Below are 17,939 nucleotides of genomic sequence, written 5' to 3' on the forward strand. Positions count from 1 at the left end.
TTTTGCGCCGTAATTGTCGGCCAGAGGGCCTTCATCGCATTTGCATAAGGAATCTTGCATGGACCGCGCCGCCACCAGCGAAAAGATCGCCGCGCTGATCGAGCCCTTCAACAAGAAGGGCATCGCCATTTCCGACGCCACCAGCTTTGCCGGTGATCTGGAATTCGACAGCCTGACGGTGATGGATTTCGTGGCCGCCATCGAGGACGAGTTTGACATCATCATTTCGATGAACCAGCAGGCCGAGATCGAAACCTATGGCCAGCTCGTCGATGCCGTGGTCAAGCTCAAGGGTTGAAGATGACTGATCTGTTTTCCAAATTCGACCCCCTGATCCAGATGCGGACAGATCTGCTGTCCACGGGCGTGACCGATCCTTTCGGGCTGGTGATGGAAAAGGTGATCTCGCCCACCGTGGCCATGTGCAACGGGCGCGAGACGATTTTGCTCGGCACCTACAACTATATGGGCATGACGTTTGACCCGGACGTGATCGCCGCGGGCAAGCAGGCGCTGGACGATTTCGGCAGCGGCACCACGGGCAGCCGCGTGCTGAACGGCACCTATGCCGGGCACAAGGCGGTCGAGCAGGCGCTTTGCGAATTTTACGGCATGGACCATGCCATGGTCTTCTCGACCGGCTATCAGGCCAATCTGGGCATCATCAGCACGATTGCGGGCAAGGGTGACTACATCATCCTCGACATCGACAGCCATGCGTCCATCTGGGACGGGTGCAAGATGGGCGATGCCGAAGTCGTGCCTTTCAAGCACAATGACATAGAGGCTATGGAAAAGCGCCTGAAGCGCGTGCCGGAAGGCGCGGGCATTCTGGTCGTGCTCGAAGGCGTCTATTCGATGCTGGGCGATATCGCCCCGCTCAAGGAAATGATCGCCATCGCCAAGAAATATGGCGCGATGGTGCTGGTGGACGAGGCCCACTCGATGGGCTTTATCGGCCCCAACGGGCGCGGCGTGGCCGAAGAGCAGGGCTGTCTGGATGATGTCGATTTCGTGATCGGCACTTTCTCCAAGTCGGTCGGCACGGTCGGCGGCTTCTGCGTTTCGAACCATCCCAAGTTCGAGATCATGCGTCTGGTCTGCCGCCCCTATGTTTTCACGGCTTCGCTCCCGCCTTCGGTTGTGGCCACGGCGGCGACCAGCGTGCGCAAGCTGATGCACGCCGCCGACAAGCGCGCGCATCTGTGGGAAAATTCGCGCGTGCTGCATGGCGGTCTGCGTGAGCGCGGGTTCAAGCTGGGAACGGAAACGCCCCAGTCGGCGATCATCTCGGTGATCATGCCCGACCTCGAACGCGGCGCGGCCATGTGGGAAGCGCTGCTGCACGAAGGCTTGTATGTGAACCTGGCGCGGCCCCCGGCAACGCCGGCCGGCATGACGCTGCTGCGCTGCTCGCTGTGCGCCGCGCATTCGGCGGAGCAAGTGCAGACGATTATCGGCATGTTTGAACGGGCCGGTAAGAAGGTCGGGATTATTTAAGGGGTTAAAGATGCGAGGGTCTAGACCCTCGCGCTCCCGTTACTGTCTGCGTTGCGCCATGGATTCGACGTTTTGTCTCGGACGCGATAGCGAAATAATAAAGCCTGCGGCGCCGTTGAATGCGCCGCAGGCTATAATTTTATCGGCGCAAGGCCACGATCAAAGCGGCACCCCATAATGGGATTGCAAAGGGACCGAGTCCCTTTGCCCGCCGGAGGCAAACCTTCATTTCACCTGCGACAAAGTCTCCATCGTCACCCCGGTGCATTTATCGGCCACACCGCCCTTATGCCCGCCCAGCATCGCCGCGCCGATGAAACCGACGACAATCAACACGACAAACCCGGCCACGGCCACGCCCAGATACTTGTCGATCCAGGCCTTGATCGGCGCGCCAAACAGGCGAAACAACACGCCCACGATCATGAAGCTGATCGAGCGTGAGATCACGCTGGCCAGCAGGAATTTGCCGATTGGCATGCCGATGAAGCCCGCCGTGATGGTGATGAGCTTGAAGGGGATCGGCGTCGCGCCCTTGGCGATGATGGCGATAAAGCCCGCCTCGCCGCGCAATTTGCAGGCGGCATAGGGGAAGCTGGCGGTCAGATGCAGCGCATCGAGCAGCTTTTCACCCACCAGCGCAAAAGCGAAATGGCCGATGGCATAGCCCAGCAAACCACCCGCCACAGAAGCCAATGTGGTTATAATTGCATAGCGAATCGCACGCTCCGGGCGCGCCAGACACATCAGCCCCAGCACCGGATGCGGCGGAATGGGGAAGAAGCTGGCCTCGACAAAGGCGAAGAGGGCGAGCCAATATTCGGCAAATGGCCCGGCGGCCTTGCCCATCGTCCAAACATACAGGCGGCGAAGCATCTGAATTCCCCTTCTATCCGGGGCGATGCTTAACCAGCGCAGCGCCTCTGGGCAAGCGCGGATCAATAACCCATTTGGCACTTTGCCATTGACATCGTCACGCTCAATAGGTACATATAGGGAACATCGCAAAAGACCGAGTCGCTCCCGGCCGCGAAAACCTTCAAGCAATGGATCAAAACTATGGCGGACAATCCCAAGTCCCGCCGTCAGGGTGAACTGACGGCGCCTCCACGGTGCGCCCATGCCGGATGGAGCGCAATCTTTCTGGCCGAACTGGCCGCGACATCGAATGTGACGGCATCGGCGGCCAAGGCGGGGGTTTCGACCCGCTTGGTCTATGACACGCGCCGCCATGATCCCGAATTTGCCCGCGCCTGGCGCTCGGCCCTTTGCGAAGGGTATGACGCGCTGGAAATGGCGCTGCTCTACCGCCTGCGGGTGGGCGAGCTGAAACCGGCAACGGGCGCCAAACGCGCCTCGCGCAGTTTCGACAATGCCACCGCGCTGCGCCTGCTGGCCGCCCATCGCGAGACGGTGGCCCGCGAACGCGCCATCCGTGAGGAGGAGGACGCCGATGCGATCCTCGCCTCGATCAACGCCAAGCTGGAAAAGATGCGCGAACGCTGGCTGGCGGCGAAGGATGCCACCCATGAAGAATAAGCCGCCGCTGCTGGAATGCCTGCTGGCCCAGCCGATGGCGCAAAGGCTGGCGACTCTGGCGGTGCTGACCGGGGCCGAACGCGCCGAATTGCGCCATCATTGGGAGCTTTGGGCGCGGCCCGAACAATTGCCGCCGCGCGGCGACTGGCGGATCTGGCTGGTGATGGCCGGACGCGGGTTTGGCAAGACGCGGCTGGGTGCCGAATGGGTCCGCCGCGTGGCCGCCGACCATCCCGGTGCGCGGATTGCGCTGGTCGGATCGTCGCTCGGCGATGCGCGCGCGGTGATGGTCGAGGGCGAGAGCGGCATTCTGGCCTGCTCTCCCCCACGCCGCCGCCCCCGGTTTGAACCCTCGCTGCGGCGGCTGGTCTGGCCCAACGGGGCGCAGGCGACGATCTATTCGGCGGGCGAACCCGAAAGCCTGCGCGGGCCGCAGCACAGCCATGCCTGGTGCGACGAGATCGCCAAATGGGATAATGCAGCGCAGCGGGCCGAGCAAAGCTGGAACAACCTTTTGCTGGGCATGCGCCTTGGCGAGAACCCTCAAGCCTTGGCCACCACCACGCCGCGCGCGGTGCCTTTGCTGATGCAATTGCTGGATCAGGAGGATGCGATCATCACGCGGGGGCGGACGCAGGACAATCTTGCCAACCTGCCCGCGCGTTTCCTCAAGGATATGCGCCGCAGCTTTGGCCGCTCGGCACTGGCGCGTCAGGAGTTGGACGGCGAATTGCTGACCGACATTGAGGGGGCGCTCTGGACCCGCGCAATGATCGAGGCGGCGCGCGAGGACATGGCCGGGGCCGAACCTGCGCGCACCGTGATCGGGGTTGATCCCCCGGCCTCGGCGGCAGGGGACGCCTGCGGCATCATCGTCGCGCAATTGGGCGAGGACGGGGTGGCGCGGATCCTTGCCGACGCCACCGTCCATCGCGCCAGCCCGGAAAAATGGGCCCGCGCCGTGGCCGAGGCCGCCGCCACATGGCGCGCCGACCGCGTTGTAGCTGAGGCAAATCAGGGCGGGGCCATGGTGGAAAGCGTGTTGCGCGCGGCCAATGTCGCCCTGCCCATCCGGCTGGTCCATGCCAGCGTGGGCAAGGCGGCGCGGGCCGAACCGGTGGCCGCGCTCTATGAAACCGGCCGCGTGCGCCATGTCGGCGCCTTCCCCGCGCTGGAGGACCAGCTTTGCGGTCTGGTGGCGGGCGGGGCCTATCAGGGGCCGGGCCGCTCGCCCGACCGCGCCGATGCGGCCGTCTGGGCCTTGACCGAGCTGATGCTCTCCACCCGCGCCCCGCCGCGCGTGATCGATTTGTGAGCCCATCGCCCAACCACCTGTTTTGAAAGGCGAACCATGACCTTCCTTGAAACCATCGCTTCCGCCTTCAAGGGCAAGGGAGCCCGCGTGCCGCTGGCGCAATCCTATGTCTCGCCATGGGTTTTCAGCAACGGCCAGAGCGGTCGGCAGCCCTTTGATTATCATCAGGCGGTGCGCCGCGCCTATCTGGAAAATCCGGTGGCGCATCGCGCCGTGCGGCTGGTGGCCGATGGCATTGCCGGGGCGCCGCTGGCTCCGACCGATCCTTCGCTGGCCATGCTGGTGCTGGAAACCTCGGCGGGGCAATCGCTGCTCGAAACGCTGGCCAGCCAGTTGCTGCTTCACGGCAATGCCTATGTGCAGATCCTCAAGGACGGACTGGGCTATCCGGTTGAACTCTTCGCGCTGCGCCCCGAACGGGTGTCGCTGGTGTTCGGTCAGGATGGCTGGCCCACGGGCATCACCTATCGCGTGGGCGACCGCTCGATGACCATCCCGATGTGCGATGCCGATGCCTCGCCCAATATCATCCACATCAAGGGCTATCATCCGGGCGACGATCATTATGGCGCAGGCTGCCTTGGCGCGGCGGATCAGGCGGTGGCCACGCATAATGCGGCGGCCAATTGGAACCGGTCCTTGCTGGAAAATGCCGCGCGGCCTTCGGGGGCGCTGGTCTATGATGCGGGCAATGGCGGGGGCCTGTCGGGCGAACAGTTCGACCGGCTGCGCGAGGAATTGAACCGGGTGTTTTCCGGCTCTCCCAATGCCGGCCGGCCGATGCTGCTCGAAGGGGGGCTGAAATGGCAGTCGATGTCGATGTCGCCCGCCGACATGGATTTTGCCGCGCTCAAATCCGCCGCCGCGCGCGATATTGCGCTGGCCTTTGGCGTGCCGCCGATGCTGCTGGGCCTGCCGGGCGACAGCACGTATAACAATTACAAGGAGGCCAACAAGGCGCTCTGGCGGCTGACGCTGCTGCCGCTGGCCGACAAGCTGCTTTCGGCCATTGCCGAGGGGCTGGAAACCTGGTTCCCCGATGCGCGTCTTGGGATCGACCTTGATCGCATCCCCGCGCTGGCCGAGGACCGGCAGGCGCTGTGGAGCCAGATCAACGCCGCCAATTTCCTGACCGATGCGGAAAAGCGCGAGATGCTGGGGCTTCCCGCGCTTGGTTTGGCGCCCGAAGCCGCCCCGGTGCAGCCATGAAGCGCGAGGACATGCTGGCGCGGCTGATGGCGCAGGAAAATGCCGATGGCGGCGACCTGATCACCCTGCGCGCGATTGTCGAGGAGGCCAGCGAACTGGGCGCGGCGCGCATGCTGGCGCGCATGGGCCTGAATGACGATGGCGCCTCCGATGACCTGTCGGAACTGCGCGAACTGTTGCGCGCGTGGCGCGATGCCAAGCGCAGCATGTGGAAGGCGGTAATCGACTGGCTGGTGCGCGCCGGACTGGCTGCGGTGCTGGTGGGGATCGCGATGCGGTCGGGTGCGGGAGAGTTGTTGAAATGACGATACAAACCGACAGCACCCTGCGCTTTGCCGGCTATGCCGCCCTGTTCGACAAGCGCGACGCGGGGCGCGACACGATCCGCCCGGGCGCCTTTTCCCGCACGCTGGCCGAGCGCGATGCCCGCCGCCAAGGCCCCCTGCCCCTCTATTGGCAGCACAACCCGGACCAGCGCATCGGCTGGATCGAAAATGCCGCCGAGGACGAGCGGGGGCTGCGCGTCATCGCCCGGATCGACAATCCGGCGGGCGGCGCGGCCGCCGCGCTCAAAACCGGCAAGGTCACGGGCCTGAGCTTTGGCTATCGCGCCCGCGCCTTTGACCGCGACGCGCAGGGGCGCGAATTGCGCGACATCGACCTTTATGAAGTCAGCCTGGTGTCCCACCCGATGCAGCATGACGCACGGGTCCATATGGTCAGCGGAGCAACCGCCGCCTGAGCGCGGCGCGATCATCACCCCTCTTTTTCCGTTTTCGTCGAGCCGCCTTTGGGGGCGGCCCTCTTGTGTGAAAGGTAAATGCCCCATGGAACATGAAAACCTGAGCAATGGTCTCGACGCTTCGTTCGATATCGTGGCCCGTCAGGAAGCCGCCGATGCCGCGCTTTTGGCGCTGCGCGGCGAGATTGAGGAAGTAAAGTCACGGTTTCGCACGTCCCGCCCGCCGTTGGGGGCAACCCATGGCGGCGATCACGAGCTGAAGGGCTTTGTCGATGGCTATCTGCGTGCCGGGCGCGATGCCGAGCTGAAATCGCTCAACACCGCCGTGATGGGCGATGGCGGTTTTGTCGTTCCCACCGTGCTGGACCAGCAGATCGCCGAACGTCTGCTGCGCCTCAGCCCAATCCGCGCCATTGCGCAGGTGGTCCAGACCACCACCTCGGACTATCGCAAGCTGATCGCCACCGGTGCGCCCCAGTCGGGCTGGGCCAGCCAGACCGCCGCGCGCGGCGAAACCACCTCGCCCAAATTTGCCGAGATCATCCCCCCCTCGGGCGAGCTTTATGCCAACCCTTCGGCCACGCAGTTCATGCTCGACGATGCCGGTTTTGATGTCGAAGCCTGGCTGGCGGGCCAGATCGCCAATGAATTTGCCCGCGCCGAAGGGGCCGCCTTCGTTTCGGGCACCGGCACCAACCAGCCGCTGGGCTTTTTGACCGGCACGCCCAGCAGCGCCGATGACACGACGCGCAGCTTCGGCACGCTCCAGTATCTGGGCTCGGGCGATGCCGCCGGGCTGGGCACGATGCCCGATGATCGCCTGATCGACATGGTGATGGCGCTCAAACCCGCCCACCGTCAGGGCGCGGCATGGGTGATGAATGCGGCCACCATCGCCCAGATCCGCAAGGTCAAGGATTCGACCGGCGCCTATATCTGGCAGCCTTCGGTGATGGAGGGCCAGCCCAACCGCCTGCTGGGCTATCCGGTGGTCGAGGCGGCCGATATGCCCGATGTGGCCGCCGGGGCCTATCCCATCGCCTTCGGCAATTTCCAGAACGGCTATCTGATCACCGAGCGTTTCGGCACCCGTCTGCTGCGCGATCCCTACAGCAACAAGCCCTATGTCAACTTCTACGCCACCAAGCGCGTGGGCGGACAGGTGCTGGATAGCGACGCGATCAAGCTGCTCAAGATCACCGCCTAAAGGCTCTCCCCGCCTGGCCCTTCGCGTTGCCATGTTTTGGGGCGCGAAGGGCGCCTTTTTCCGATCATCCAAGTAAGGGAGACCGCCATGACGCGGGTTATCGTCACGCCACCGGTCCTGGCACCTGCGGCGCTGGCCGAGCTGAAGGACTGGCTTGGCATCACCATTTCGGCGGACGATGCGGGTCTGACCGGCCTGCTCAGCACCGCGCTGGAGGTTTGCGCCGATTATATCGGGATGGTGCCGTTGAGCGCCACGTATGAAGAAACGGTCTGTGTCCCCACAGGGCGGATGGCCATGCCCGGTCCGGAGGATTGGCAAAGCTGCACCTATCCGGGCGATTGGCAGACGCGGGCAACCCACGACGGGTGGCACCGGCTGAGCCTTCGCCCGGTCAGTGCATTTGTCTCGGTTGAGGCCTTGAGCAGCACGGGGCAGCGTACTGCGCTGGCCACCGACCGCTATGGCGTGCGGATCGACGGCGATGGGCAAGGCGCGATCCGCATTCCTGCGGGCAGCGGGCTCGACCGGGTGGTGGTGCGCTATTGCGCAGGAATGGCCGATCAATGGTCGGGCCTGCCCGAATCTTTGCGCCACGGGATCATGCGCCTGGCCGCCCATCAATATCGCCAGCGCGAAAGCACCGGGGCCGACGCCCTGCCGCCTGCGTCGGTCACGGCCCTTTGGCGGCCGTGGCGCCGGATGCGTCTGGCATGATCTCGGCCTCGTTTGCGCCCGATCCGGGCCAATTGGCGCTCGCACTGACCCGGCAGGCCGAAGCCATGGCCGAACAAATCGCCCGGCAGGCTCAGAACAGCCGCGATTCCAACGCCATCTGGCGCGATGCGCGCCTGCTCTGGCCCGCCTTTACCGCCCATCAAGGAGGATAGGCCCGATGGAAATTCCCCTGCGCGCCAGTCTGATCGAATGGCTGGCTGGCGATGCGTTGCTTGTCACCATGCTCAATTCCGTCACCGAGGAAGCGCCCAGCCGCACCGCTTTGCCGTGGCTGGCCATCGCCACCAGCGCCAGCGTGGATTGGAGCACCAAGAGCGAGGCGGGATGCGAAACGCGCATCGCTCTTGAACTCCACCTGCGCGGCGACCGGCCCGAGGATGGCGCAGCGGTGACGGCCGCGGTTCAGGCCCGCGTTGCCAGCCTGCCGCGTGATCAGGGCGCCTATCGCATCGTCACGCTCAACTTCCTGCGCAGCCGCGCAGAAGCGCGGCCCAACAACACGCGCGCGATGCTCTTGGAATATCGCTTCCGCACCATCGCCGCCTGAAACCATTTCCTTTTACGGAGGACACCATGACCGCTCAATCGGGAGCCGCCTTTCTGCTGAAAATCACCGATGGCGCCGCCACGCCCACGTTCAACACCGTGGCGGGCCTGCGCACCACCCAGATGTCGATTGCCGGCCAAGCCGTGACCATCACCACCAAGGACAGCGCGGGCTGGCGCGATCTGCTGTCCGGCGCGGGCGCGCGCACCGTTTCGGTCAGCGCCGCAGGCGTGTTCATGGGATCGGCCGCCGAGGCCCGCATCCGCACCAATGCGCTGAACGGAGCGATCGACACCTATCAGCTCAGCTTCGAAGACGGCAGCAAAATGCAGGGCAAGTTCCTGGTCCAGAAGCTGGAATATTCGGGCGATTACAACAATGAGCGCTCCTATACAATCCAGTTGGAAAGCTCTGGGCCGGTGGTGTCGGTATGAACCCGGCCAACCCCTGGCGCGGCGAATCCAGCCTGATCGTGGCGGGCGAGGCGCGCGTGCTGCGCCCCAGCTTTGCCGCGCTGGTGGCCGCCGAGGAGGAATTGGGGCCGCTCTTCGCTTTGGTGGAGCGGGCGGCGGCGGGGCAATTGCGGCTGGCCGAACTGATCGGCCTGTTCTGGCATTGCCTGGCCCGGCGCGATGGGCTCACCCGCGAGCAATTGGGCGAGGCGGTGGTGGCGCAGGGGCTGGCGGGCGTATCTCCCCAATTGCGCGGCCTGTTGGGCCAGATCCTGCAGGGCGAAGGGTGATGGAGCATAGCGCCAGTTTTGGCCCCGCAGCGCGCCGATTGGCCGGGCTGGCAGCACGGCTGCTGGGATGGCGACCCCATGAATTCTGGGGCGCAACGCCTGCCGAACTGGCCGCCATTCTGGCCCCCGATGCCGCCCCCGGCGCCGCCCCCGGCGCCGCGCCGTTGAGCCGCGAGGAAATGAACCGCTTGATGGAGCGCGACCATGGCTAATACTTTCAATTCCGGCGGATCGGATACTGTCCAGAGCCTGCTCATCGATGTGCGCGCCAGCACGCAGGGCTTTGCGCAAGACATTTCCGCCATGCGCAGCGGCTTTGACACCACGCTGCTGCCCGGATTTACGCAGGCGGGCTCGACGCTCGACACGGCGCTGACGCAGGCGTTGAAACGCGGCAGCAGCGGATTTGGCGACCTGCGCACCACCGCGCTCAAGGCGCTGGCCGATATTGCCGCCAGCGCGTCGAGCAGCCTGTTGTCCGGCGCGCTCGGGCTGGAGACCAGTTCGAGCGCGACCTCGGGGCTTTCCTCGCTGATCGGCTCGATCCTGGGCCTGCCCGGGCGGGCGACCGGGGGGCCGGTCTCGCCGGGTCAGGCCTATCTGGTGGGCGAGCGCGGGCCGGAACTGTTCGTGCCGACCTCGGCCGGATCGGTTGCCCCGAATGGCGCGCTCAATGCGCCCTCGCGCAATGTGAACGTGTCGATCCAGCTGAGTGGCAGCAGCGGCGATGCGCCCGGCGCCATGCAGCGGTCCAGCCGTCAGGTCGCCAGCGCGGTGCGCCGCGCTCTCAGCCAATCCTGACGCCCCATCCTGAAATAACAGGAGCATCCGATGGCTTTTTGGCTCGCCTCTGCCCGCGAGGGGCAGGAAACCGACTGGATCCAGCGCTTTGATCCGCGCTTCTGGACGGTCAATTTTCCGCGTCCGATGATGGCCGCGATCACCACCCCCGCGCCCGATGCCTTGCGGCTCGACGCCTGCTTTTTGACGCAGGGCGATCTGGCCGGACTGATCTGGGAGAGCGAGGATACGCTCGACCATCCGCTGCTCGCCTATGACGCGATGCGCAATTATTCGGGCACAACCCTGTCGTTCCGCTGGCGTTCAGGCGGGCTGGTGGCTCTGGATCAGGCCAATGGCCCAACGCTGACCATTGAGGGCCGCGATGCGGCGGGCGCGGCGCGCACATGGTATGTCCGCCTGTGGAACTTTGCCAGCGGATCGGGCGAGGATGCGCAGATCACGCTGAACTTTTCCGAGGTCTTCGGCGGATGGTCGCACGATTTGGGGATGGACCCGCTCTATCCCGCCGACATCGACCGCATGTTCATTTCGATCGTGCCCGATGGCTATGCCGCCGAATCGACCGCGCCCTTGAGCGCCAGCACCAATGCATGGGCGGAAATGACCAATATCCGCTGCACAGGCCGCAACGCGATGTTGCGGATCGGCAATGTATTTGTGCCGCCCCATGGGCTGGCCATGGCCACCGCCTATGACGACAGTTTCAACCAGGCGCCCGCCCGCCTGCTCCGTTCGATCCGCCAGCTCGGCTATCGGGGCAGCATTCTGCACTATGTCGGGATGAGCCATTTCTTCCAACTGACTGCATCGGGTGGCAGTTTTTTGGTGGGTCTTTCCAGCGATCCCTTATGCCTGCCTGCGCGGGCGTGGCACCGGGAATTCTTCGCCGCATGTCGGGCATGGGACTATTCGCCCATCGCCTCGCTCTCTTACGAAGTGCTGGCCGCGCATTGCCCCCCGGCGTGGCAGCAGCGCGCGGCCAATGGCGATCCGGCGCTGACCGGATGGTCGCCGCCCTCGGCGCTGATGTCTCCGGCCCATACGGCGGCGATGGCATGGCAGAAATCGGTGGCCGCCGCCTTTGCGCAATTACTGGTCGATGCCGGCTGCCCCGTACGCTTTCAGGTGGGCGAGCCGTGGTGGTGGGTGATGGGCGACGGGCGGATCTGCATCTATGACGATGCGGCCAAGGCGGCCTTTGGCGGCAACCCGGTGGCCATCCCCGACCTGCGCGCCAGCCTGACCGGGGCGCAGATCGCGCTGCTGGATCAGGCGGGCGCGTTGCTGGCGGCCTCGACCATCGCTCTGGCTGGCGCGGCGCGGGCGGTGGCGCAGGCGGCGGGCGTGGCCTGCGAAACGCTGTTGCTGACTTTCGTGCCCACCGTGCTCGATCCGGCAACACCGGAGGCGCGGCGGGCCAATATGCCGGTCGGCTGGGCCAGCCCCGCTTTCGACCGGCTTCAGGTCGAGGATTACGACTGGCTGACCGCTGGCGCCGATGCGCAGCGGTATGCGGCCTATGAATTGGTCAACGCGCGGCTGGGATATCCGCCCGCACAGCAGGACTATTTGGCCGGTTTCGTCCTTTTGCCCAGCCAATCGGCGCAATGGCGCATGATTGACCAAGGCATTGGCGAGGCGCGCGACCGGGCGGCCCACGAAATTTTCGTCTGGGCGCTGCCGCAGGTCTGCCGCGACGGCTTTGTCGCCCTGCCCGTTTCAGAGGACAGCAACGATATGAACGCTTTCGATGATGTCGCCTATCCGCTGCCGCTGGGGCTGGACACCAAGATCAGCCCTGCCTTTTCCACCAGCGTGACCACCACGGCCTCCGGCTTTGAACGCCGCAACAGCCTGTGGAGCGATGCCAGGCTGAGCTTTGACGTGGGGCCGGGGATTCGCTCGGAGCAGGATCTGGGCGTTTTGCTGGGTTTCTTTCGCGCACGGCGCGGCCCGGCGCGTGCCTTCCGCCTGTGCGATCCCAGTGATTTCAGCTCAAACGGCATGGTCGGCACGCCATCGGTCAACGATCAGGTGCTGGGCACCGGCGACGGACATGCCACCAGTTTTGCGCTCGTCAAACGCTATGGCGAGGCTCTGCTGGGCCAGGACGATGCCCAGTTGCGACGCATTACCCGCCCGCGCAGCGGCTCGGTGCTGGTCAGTATCAATGGTGTGGCACAGGCCACCGGCTGGGTGCTGGGTGCGAGCGGGGTCGTGCAATTTGCCACTCCGCCCGCCGCCGGAGCTATCGTGCGCGCAGGGTTTCTGTTCGATGTTCCGGTGCGCTTTGAACAGGATCGCCTCGACATCTCGGGCCTGACCTTTCTGGCCGGGGAAGCTCCCTCGGTCCCCGTCATCGAAGTGCGGGAGGCGGTATGAGCCGGGTATGGTTCGCGCAGGAACTGGAAACCGTGGCCACCTATTGGCGCATCATGCGGGGCGATGGCGTGGCGCTGGGCTTTACCACCCATGACCGCGATCTGTGGTTTGACGGGCTCAACCATATGGCCGCGCCCGGCATGATGCCCGCCGCAATCCGCCGCACGGCAGGGCTGGACGATGACTCGGCCGAAATCACCGGCGCGATCAGTCATGAGGCAATCCGCGCGTTTGACCTGCAATCGGGCCGGTTCGAAGGCGCGCGGGTGGTGGTGGGCGTGGTGGACTGGGAAACCATGGAGCATCAACCGCTCTATCGCGGCGCCATCGGCGCGGTCAGTCAGGAAATGCAGGGCTTTGTGGCAGAGCTGGAGTCGAGCAAGGCCGAATTGGCCCGCGACCCGATCCCGCGTACCAGCCCGACCTGCCGCGCTCAGTTCTGTGATCGGGATTGCGCGCTCTCGGCGGCCCGCTTCACGCATGAAGCCACACTGCTGGCGCATGATCTGGACAGCAACCTGATCCATCTGACCGATTCGTCGGGTTCCGGGCTCGATTTGGGCCTATTGTTGGGCGGCACGCTGCGTTGGATCGACGGGCCTTATGCGGGCCTGTCAATGACGATCACCGGGCGCTCAGGCAGTTTCCTGATGCTGGATCATCCGCTCGATGTAGGTTTGACCGGCGGGCTGCGGGTGGTGCTGCGCGAGGGTTGCGATCACACACTGGCCACATGCGGCGCGCGTTTTGGCAATGCCGTCAATTTCCGTGGCGAACCGTTCCTGCCGGGCAATGATCTGGTGGTGCGCTATGGGGTGGCGGGATGATGCCGGGGCCGGATCTGGCGCGGGCCGCCGAGGATCTGGTCGGCACGCGGTTTCGCCTGCATGGGCGCCACCCGGAGCATGGGCTGGACTGCTTGGGGGTGCTGGCCGCCGCGTTGCGGGCGATTGGGCGGTCGGGCGATTTGCCCACCGATTATGCGTGGCGCAACGCCAACCCCGACCGGGCGGTGCATATGGCCGGGCGGTGGGGTTTTGTCGCGGTCGAGGGCGCGGCCATGCCCGGAGATGTGATCCTGCTGCGCATGGGGGCTGCCGCGCTGCATTTCGTGATCGCCGTTTCGGGCGGCGCCTTTGTCCACGCCCATGCGGGCCAGCGCCGCGTGCTGCGCACGCCCGTCATGCCTGAGGGCGAGATAGTCCAACACTGGCGGCTTGCCCCGGACATTCACGCGGCCTCCAACGTTTAAGGAAGCAGACCATGGCAACGATTTTGTTCACCGCAATCGGCACTGCCTTTGGCGGGCCTTTGGGCGGCGCGTTGGGCGCATTGGCGGGCAGCCAGATCGACGGGGCAATCTTTGGCACCTCCACCAGACGCCAAGGCGCCCGCCTGCAGGATTTGAGCGTCACCACATCAACCTACGGCGCCGCCTTGCCGCGACATTACGGCCGGATGCGTGTGGGCGGCACGATCATCTGGGCCACCGATTTGAGCGAGCACAGTTCGAGCAGCGGCGGCGGTAAAGGGCAGCCCTCGACCACCACCTACAGTTACACCTCGTCCTTCGCCGTGGCGCTGGCCAGTCGTCCGATCATCGGGGTCGGCCGGATCTGGGCCGACGGCAAATTGCTGCGCGGTGCTTCGGGCGATCTCAAGGTGGGGGGCACGTTGCGCATTCACACCGGGGCAGCGGATCAGGCGGTCGATCCGCTGATGGCCTCCATGATGGGCGGCGATCAGTGTCCGGCCTTTCGCGGCACGGCCTATGTGGTGTTTGAGGATCTGCAACTGGGCGAATTCGGCAACCGCCTGCCCAGCCTGAATTTCGAGCTGTTCTGTGATGAGGGTGCGCTCAATCTGGCCGCTCTCGTGCGGGATACGGTCGAGGAGGCAAAGGTCGATGTGCCCGTCGATGGCATTTGGGGCTTTTCCTGTTCCGACCCGCTGGCCGATACTCTGGCGGCCTGGCTGCCGATTGTCCCGATTGTCTGCGATGCTGATGGCGATGGGCTGACCATTGCCCCGCAGGATGATTCGACCCCGCCGATGCTGGACGAACCGGTCGCGGCGACGGGCACCGGCGATTTCGGCGGCAAGGGGGGATACAGCTGGAAACGCACACCACCCGCCAAATCGCCGCCAAGGTCACTGCGCTATTATGATGTCGATCTCGATTATCAGCCCGGATCTCAGCGCGCTCCGGGCGCCGCCCTGTCCGGCCAGCCCAAGACGCTCGACCTGCCGGTCAGCACCACCAGCGAGGAGGCCTTTCGCCTGATCTGCGGCGCGGTGCAGAACGATGACTGGGCGCAGGAAACGATCCAGTGGCGCTGCGCCGAACTCGATCCGGCGGTGTCTCCGGGCCGCTGCGTCACGCTGCCTTCGATCCAGGGGCTGTGGCGGGTGAAGGATTGGGAGTGGCGCGAAACGGGAGTCGAACTCAGCCTGATCCGCGTCGCTCCCGCGCAGGCGCTGATCCGCGCCGCGACCGCTTCCGGGCAGGCCAATCTGGCCTCTGATCTGGTGCTGGGACAGACCCGGATCACCGCTTTTGAACTGCCATCGGACGGCAGCGCTGCGGGCGACGCCGGGCGGATCTATGCCGCACTTGCTTCTTCGGCCAGCGGCTGGAAGGGGGCAGCCCTCTATATCGACGATGGCACGGGCGCGCTGACCCAGATCGGCTCCAGCGGGCGGCAAATGGCCACCATGGGCAAGGCCATGACCGTTTTGGCAACAGGGCCGACGCATGTGGCGGATCGGACCCATACGGTCGAGATCGAATTGGCCAATGCGGATCTGGCGCTGAGCGATGCCACGCCGCGCCAATTGTCGGCGGGCGCCAATCGCGCGCTGCTGGGCGCCGAGATCGTGCAATTTGGCCGCGCGCTGCCGCTGGGTGGGGCAAGGTGGAGGCTGGAGCAATTGCTGCGCGGACGCGCGGGGACAGAGGCTGCCGTCGGCAGCCATGGTATCGACGAGGCCTTTGTGCTGCTTAATGACGGCATCGTCGAATTGGACAAAAGCAGGATCGGCAGTTCGAGCGCCATCATGATCGCCGCCATGGGGCTGGGCGACAACGATCCGGTCACCAGCGCGATTGCCTGCCGCGGGATTGCCATGCGCCCGCTCTCGCCCGCGCAAGGTCAGGCCTTGCGACTTTCGGATGGAACGTTGAGCCTGAATTGGACGCGAAGGGCGCGTGGGGCCTTGGTCTGGTCCGATTATGTCGATGTGCCGCTCAAAGAGGAAAAGGAAGCCTATCAGGTTGGTTTTGGCCCAATTGCTGCTCCTTTTGCCTTGTGGGAGACGGCTTCAGCCAACCTGGCTCTGAACGCCGCAACACAGGCCGATCTGGTGGCCGCCCATGGCCATGGCGCCCTCTGGGTCCGGCAAGTGGGCACCTATCAGGCTTCCGACGCGCTGCATCTCTGCGACCTCTGACCCCGCCCTGCTCCACATCCGAACAACAGGAGAATTTAGATGAGCGATCCTCTCGTTTTCGACAATGCCAGCCCCCGCTTTGGGTTGCCCTTCCTTTATGCCGGACAGGCGCAAAAGGAGTTTTACGTCAACGAGGCCTTTGCCCTTGCCGATGCGCTGCTGCATTGCGCCATCGAAGGCACGGCCACGACGCCGCCCGCATCGCCGGTCGATGGCCAGAACTGGAGCATCGGCACCGGCGCCACCGGCGATTGGGCATCGCATGTCGGCCAGATTGCGTGTCGGCAAAGCGGAAACTGGATTTATGTAACGCCCAAGGATGGGATGAGGGTGTTTGACCGTTCCTCTGGCCGCTCTTGGCTTTACGCCTCGGGGTGGAAAATCCCGTCGGCGGTCGGCATCCCCACCGGCGGTTCGACGGTGGATTCGGAGGCCCGCGCCGCGCTGGGTCAGTTAATCGCTGCCTTACGCATGGCGGGCATTTTGCCCTAAGGCGCGTGGCAGAGGCCAAAATGCCGCAATCAAAGAATTGAAATTGCCTCACCTGTGGCAGATTTGCAACAGACCTAAGTATTTCTCGGCTTGCACGCCTGTTAGTGAGGGGTTAGACCTGCGCCCAATTGGTAGCCTCTCACTCGCACAAGGGGAAAACACATGCGCAAGATTGCCTTGGGCCTGGCGCTGGCATCTACTGCCCTCGCTACGCCGGCACTGGCCAAAGACAAGACCTGGTACGTCGAAGGTGACGCCGGTGCTGTCATCGTCGAATCCAACCCGCTGGGCAATGTCACGACCGGCGCCGCTTTGGGCAACATCAAGTCGAAGCTGGGCTATGACTTCGGTGGCATCGTCGGTTATGACTTCGGTCCTTTCCGTCTCGAAACCGAAGCCAGCTATCGTCGCGTGAAGACCAAGTCGTTCGAAGCGGCCAACGGCACGATCTACACCGCCGACAACAACCAGGTCGTTGGCAACACCAGCGTTCTGAGCTTCATGGCCAACGGTCTGCTCGACTTTGGTCCCGATAACGGTCTGCAGGGCTTTGTCGGTGGCGGCGTCGGCGTCGGCCGCGTCAAGAGCTTCAATGTGACCTCGCTGGTCAGCAACGGTCTGGACGATTCGGCCACCGGCTTTGCCTGGCAGGCTCTGGCTGGCATCCGCGCGCCCATCAGCAAGAATTGGGACCTGGGTCTCAAGTATCGCTATTTCAACGCTCCGGGTGCGGATCGTTTCGTGGGCCTGACCGGCAATACCCTGTCGGAAAAGTTCCACTCGCACTCGCTGCTGGCGACGCTGACCTATAACTTCGGTGCCGAACCGGTTGCGCCTCCGCCGCCTCCCCCGCCCCCGCCGCCTCCGCCGCCCCCGCCTCCGCCGCCCCCTCCGCCGCCCCCGCCGCCTCCGGCTCCGGTGTGCAACAAGGGGCCCTACATCGTGTTCTTCGATTGGGATAAGTCGGACATCACCCCTGAAGCCTCGTCGATCCTCGACAGCGCCATTCAGGCCTATGGCAACTGCGCCTCGGTTCCGGTCGTTCTGGCTGGTTACACCGACCGCTCGGGCACGCCCAAGTACAACCTCGGCCTTTCGGCCCGTCGTAACGCTTCGGTTCGCGCTTACTTCACCTCGCATGGCATCGCTGACTCGGCGATCTCGAGCCAGGCCTTCGGTGAAGCCAACCCGCGCGTTCCGACCGCCGATGGCGTTCGCGAACTCCAGAACCGTCGCGTGGAAATCACCTACGGTCCGGGTTCGGGCAACTAA

Annotated in this window: 22 protein-coding genes; 21 read left to right on the forward strand and 1 reads right to left on the reverse strand. The window is 64.7% G+C overall.

The annotated features are described in order from the left end of the window. The first annotated feature begins 58 nt into the window (after window positions 1-58). Both PQ467_RS16605 and spt read left to right on the forward strand, forming a co-directional pair. A complete protein-coding gene (locus PQ467_RS16605) occupies window positions 59-298 on the forward strand; it encodes an acyl carrier protein (RefSeq protein WP_168602972.1) in 240 nt (79 codons plus the stop codon). Between the two features lie 2 nt (window positions 299-300). Continuing rightward, the gene (gene spt, locus PQ467_RS16610; RefSeq protein WP_274174464.1) at window positions 301-1,500 is read left to right on the forward strand and encodes a serine palmitoyltransferase; all 1,200 of its coding nucleotides are present in this window, start codon (window positions 301-303) and stop codon (window positions 1,498-1,500) included. A 225-nt stretch (window positions 1,501-1,725) separates the two neighbouring features. On the opposite strand, the gene PQ467_RS16615 is transcribed toward spt, so the two are convergent. Beyond that, the gene (locus tag PQ467_RS16615; protein ID WP_274174465.1) at window positions 1,726-2,376 is read right to left on the reverse strand and encodes a YqaA family protein; all 651 of its coding nucleotides are present in this window, start codon (window positions 2,374-2,376) and stop codon (window positions 1,726-1,728) included. Between the two features lie 183 nt (window positions 2,377-2,559). Between PQ467_RS16615 and PQ467_RS16620 the strand changes: the two genes are divergently transcribed. The 19 genes from PQ467_RS16620 (at window position 2,560) to PQ467_RS16710 (ending at window position 17,939) form a co-directional block, all read left to right on the forward strand. Beyond that, window positions 2,560-3,039: a hypothetical protein gene (locus PQ467_RS16620; protein WP_274174466.1), complete on the forward strand. Its 480-nt coding sequence runs from the start codon at window positions 2,560-2,562 to the stop codon at window positions 3,037-3,039. Further along, a complete protein-coding gene (locus PQ467_RS16625; RefSeq protein ID WP_443192964.1) occupies window positions 3,029-4,354 on the forward strand; it encodes a DNA-packaging protein in 1,326 nt (441 codons plus the stop codon). The genes PQ467_RS16620 and PQ467_RS16625 overlap by 11 nt, the downstream gene beginning before the upstream one ends. Before the next feature lie 36 nt (window positions 4,355-4,390). After that, the gene (locus PQ467_RS16630) at window positions 4,391-5,563 is read left to right on the forward strand and encodes a phage portal protein (protein WP_274174467.1); all 1,173 of its coding nucleotides are present in this window, start codon (window positions 4,391-4,393) and stop codon (window positions 5,561-5,563) included. Further along, complete coding sequence (locus PQ467_RS16635; protein WP_274174468.1) at window positions 5,560-5,868, forward strand: DUF6127 family protein; 309 nt, start codon at window positions 5,560-5,562, stop codon at window positions 5,866-5,868. The genes PQ467_RS16630 and PQ467_RS16635 overlap by 4 nt, the downstream gene beginning before the upstream one ends. Next, window positions 5,865-6,305, forward strand: a complete 441-nt coding sequence (locus tag PQ467_RS16640) for an HK97 family phage prohead protease (RefSeq protein ID WP_274174469.1) — start codon at window positions 5,865-5,867, stop codon at window positions 6,303-6,305. The genes PQ467_RS16635 and PQ467_RS16640 overlap by 4 nt, the downstream gene beginning before the upstream one ends. 85 nt (window positions 6,306-6,390) lie before the next feature. Then, window positions 6,391-7,512, forward strand: coding sequence for a phage major capsid protein (locus PQ467_RS16645; RefSeq protein ID WP_274174470.1), 1,122 nt, complete (start codon window positions 6,391-6,393; stop codon window positions 7,510-7,512). 87 nt (window positions 7,513-7,599) lie between these two features. After that, window positions 7,600-8,229, forward strand: a complete 630-nt coding sequence (locus PQ467_RS16650; RefSeq protein ID WP_274174471.1) for a head-tail connector protein — start codon at window positions 7,600-7,602, stop codon at window positions 8,227-8,229. After that, window positions 8,226-8,402, forward strand: a complete 177-nt coding sequence (locus tag PQ467_RS16655; RefSeq protein ID WP_274174472.1) for a hypothetical protein — start codon at window positions 8,226-8,228, stop codon at window positions 8,400-8,402. Before PQ467_RS16650 ends, PQ467_RS16655 begins: the two co-directional genes overlap by 4 nt. A gap of 5 nt (window positions 8,403-8,407) precedes the next feature. Continuing rightward, complete coding sequence (locus PQ467_RS16660; protein WP_274174473.1) at window positions 8,408-8,797, forward strand: DUF3168 domain-containing protein; 390 nt, start codon at window positions 8,408-8,410, stop codon at window positions 8,795-8,797. Between the two features lie 26 nt (window positions 8,798-8,823). Beyond that, window positions 8,824-9,231 carry a phage major tail protein, TP901-1 family gene (locus tag PQ467_RS16665; RefSeq protein ID WP_274174474.1) on the forward strand — a complete coding sequence of 136 codons (408 nt, stop codon included), beginning with the start codon at window positions 8,824-8,826 and terminating at the stop codon, window positions 9,229-9,231. Further along, window positions 9,228-9,539: a gene transfer agent family protein gene (locus PQ467_RS16670; RefSeq protein ID WP_274174475.1), complete on the forward strand. Its 312-nt coding sequence runs from the start codon at window positions 9,228-9,230 to the stop codon at window positions 9,537-9,539. The genes PQ467_RS16665 and PQ467_RS16670 overlap by 4 nt, the downstream gene beginning before the upstream one ends. Beyond that, window positions 9,539-9,751 carry a phage tail assembly chaperone gene (locus PQ467_RS16675; protein WP_274174476.1) on the forward strand — a complete coding sequence of 71 codons (213 nt, stop codon included), beginning with the start codon at window positions 9,539-9,541 and terminating at the stop codon, window positions 9,749-9,751. Before PQ467_RS16670 ends, PQ467_RS16675 begins: the two co-directional genes overlap by 1 nt. Continuing rightward, window positions 9,744-10,340 carry a tail tape measure protein gene (locus tag PQ467_RS16680; protein ID WP_274174477.1) on the forward strand — a complete coding sequence of 199 codons (597 nt, stop codon included), beginning with the start codon at window positions 9,744-9,746 and terminating at the stop codon, window positions 10,338-10,340. Before PQ467_RS16675 ends, PQ467_RS16680 begins: the two co-directional genes overlap by 8 nt. A 30-nt stretch (window positions 10,341-10,370) precedes the next feature. After that, on the forward strand, window positions 10,371-12,725 hold the full coding sequence (locus PQ467_RS16685; protein WP_274174478.1) for a DUF2460 domain-containing protein: 2,355 nt from the start codon (window positions 10,371-10,373) through the stop codon (window positions 12,723-12,725). Beyond that, entirely contained in the window at window positions 12,722-13,552 is an 831-nt protein-coding gene (locus PQ467_RS16690; protein WP_274174479.1) for a DUF2163 domain-containing protein, read from the forward strand. The genes PQ467_RS16685 and PQ467_RS16690 overlap by 4 nt, the downstream gene beginning before the upstream one ends. After that, entirely contained in the window at window positions 13,549-13,977 is a 429-nt protein-coding gene (locus PQ467_RS16695) for a hypothetical protein (protein WP_274174480.1), read from the forward strand. The genes PQ467_RS16690 and PQ467_RS16695 overlap by 4 nt, the downstream gene beginning before the upstream one ends. An 11-nt stretch (window positions 13,978-13,988) precedes the next feature. Next, window positions 13,989-16,175: a GTA baseplate fiber-binding domain-containing protein gene (locus tag PQ467_RS16700; RefSeq protein ID WP_274174481.1), complete on the forward strand. Its 2,187-nt coding sequence runs from the start codon at window positions 13,989-13,991 to the stop codon at window positions 16,173-16,175. 39 nt (window positions 16,176-16,214) lie between these two features. Then, window positions 16,215-16,667 (forward strand): DUF2793 domain-containing protein, encoded by a 453-nt coding sequence (locus PQ467_RS16705; RefSeq protein WP_274174482.1) that lies wholly within the window; start codon window positions 16,215-16,217, stop codon window positions 16,665-16,667. Window positions 16,668-16,829: 162 nt separating this feature from the next. Continuing rightward, a complete protein-coding gene (locus PQ467_RS16710; protein WP_274174483.1) occupies window positions 16,830-17,939 on the forward strand; it encodes an OmpA family protein in 1,110 nt (369 codons plus the stop codon).

It is taken from the genome of Novosphingobium sp. KACC 22771, assembly GCF_028736195.1.
GTDB lineage: Bacteria > Pseudomonadota > Alphaproteobacteria > Sphingomonadales > Sphingomonadaceae > Novosphingobium.

Coding starts and splice junctions, on each gene's coding strand:
- PQ467_RS16605 (WP_168602972.1), top strand. CDS start 59: ATGGACCGCGCCGCCACCAGCGAAAAGATCGCCGCGCTGATCGAGCCC.
- spt (WP_274174464.1), top strand. CDS start 301: ATGACTGATCTGTTTTCCAAATTCGACCCCCTGATCCAGATGCGGACA.
- PQ467_RS16615 (WP_274174465.1), bottom strand. CDS start 2,376: ATGCTTCGCCGCCTGTATGTTTGGACGATGGGCAAGGCCGCCGGGCCA.
- PQ467_RS16620 (WP_274174466.1), top strand. CDS start 2,560: ATGGCGGACAATCCCAAGTCCCGCCGTCAGGGTGAACTGACGGCGCCT.
- PQ467_RS16625 (WP_443192964.1), top strand. CDS start 3,029: ATGAAGAATAAGCCGCCGCTGCTGGAATGCCTGCTGGCCCAGCCGATG.
- PQ467_RS16630 (WP_274174467.1), top strand. CDS start 4,391: ATGACCTTCCTTGAAACCATCGCTTCCGCCTTCAAGGGCAAGGGAGCC.
- PQ467_RS16635 (WP_274174468.1), top strand. CDS start 5,560: ATGAAGCGCGAGGACATGCTGGCGCGGCTGATGGCGCAGGAAAATGCC.
- PQ467_RS16640 (WP_274174469.1), top strand. CDS start 5,865: ATGACGATACAAACCGACAGCACCCTGCGCTTTGCCGGCTATGCCGCC.
- PQ467_RS16645 (WP_274174470.1), top strand. CDS start 6,391: ATGGAACATGAAAACCTGAGCAATGGTCTCGACGCTTCGTTCGATATC.
- PQ467_RS16650 (WP_274174471.1), top strand. CDS start 7,600: ATGACGCGGGTTATCGTCACGCCACCGGTCCTGGCACCTGCGGCGCTG.
- PQ467_RS16655 (WP_274174472.1), top strand. CDS start 8,226: ATGATCTCGGCCTCGTTTGCGCCCGATCCGGGCCAATTGGCGCTCGCA.
- PQ467_RS16660 (WP_274174473.1), top strand. CDS start 8,408: ATGGAAATTCCCCTGCGCGCCAGTCTGATCGAATGGCTGGCTGGCGAT.
- PQ467_RS16665 (WP_274174474.1), top strand. CDS start 8,824: ATGACCGCTCAATCGGGAGCCGCCTTTCTGCTGAAAATCACCGATGGC.
- PQ467_RS16670 (WP_274174475.1), top strand. CDS start 9,228: ATGAACCCGGCCAACCCCTGGCGCGGCGAATCCAGCCTGATCGTGGCG.
- PQ467_RS16675 (WP_274174476.1), top strand. CDS start 9,539: ATGGAGCATAGCGCCAGTTTTGGCCCCGCAGCGCGCCGATTGGCCGGG.
- PQ467_RS16680 (WP_274174477.1), top strand. CDS start 9,744: ATGGCTAATACTTTCAATTCCGGCGGATCGGATACTGTCCAGAGCCTG.
- PQ467_RS16685 (WP_274174478.1), top strand. CDS start 10,371: ATGGCTTTTTGGCTCGCCTCTGCCCGCGAGGGGCAGGAAACCGACTGG.
- PQ467_RS16690 (WP_274174479.1), top strand. CDS start 12,722: ATGAGCCGGGTATGGTTCGCGCAGGAACTGGAAACCGTGGCCACCTAT.
- PQ467_RS16695 (WP_274174480.1), top strand. CDS start 13,549: ATGATGCCGGGGCCGGATCTGGCGCGGGCCGCCGAGGATCTGGTCGGC.
- PQ467_RS16700 (WP_274174481.1), top strand. CDS start 13,989: ATGGCAACGATTTTGTTCACCGCAATCGGCACTGCCTTTGGCGGGCCT.
- PQ467_RS16705 (WP_274174482.1), top strand. CDS start 16,215: ATGAGCGATCCTCTCGTTTTCGACAATGCCAGCCCCCGCTTTGGGTTG.
- PQ467_RS16710 (WP_274174483.1), top strand. CDS start 16,830: ATGCGCAAGATTGCCTTGGGCCTGGCGCTGGCATCTACTGCCCTCGCT.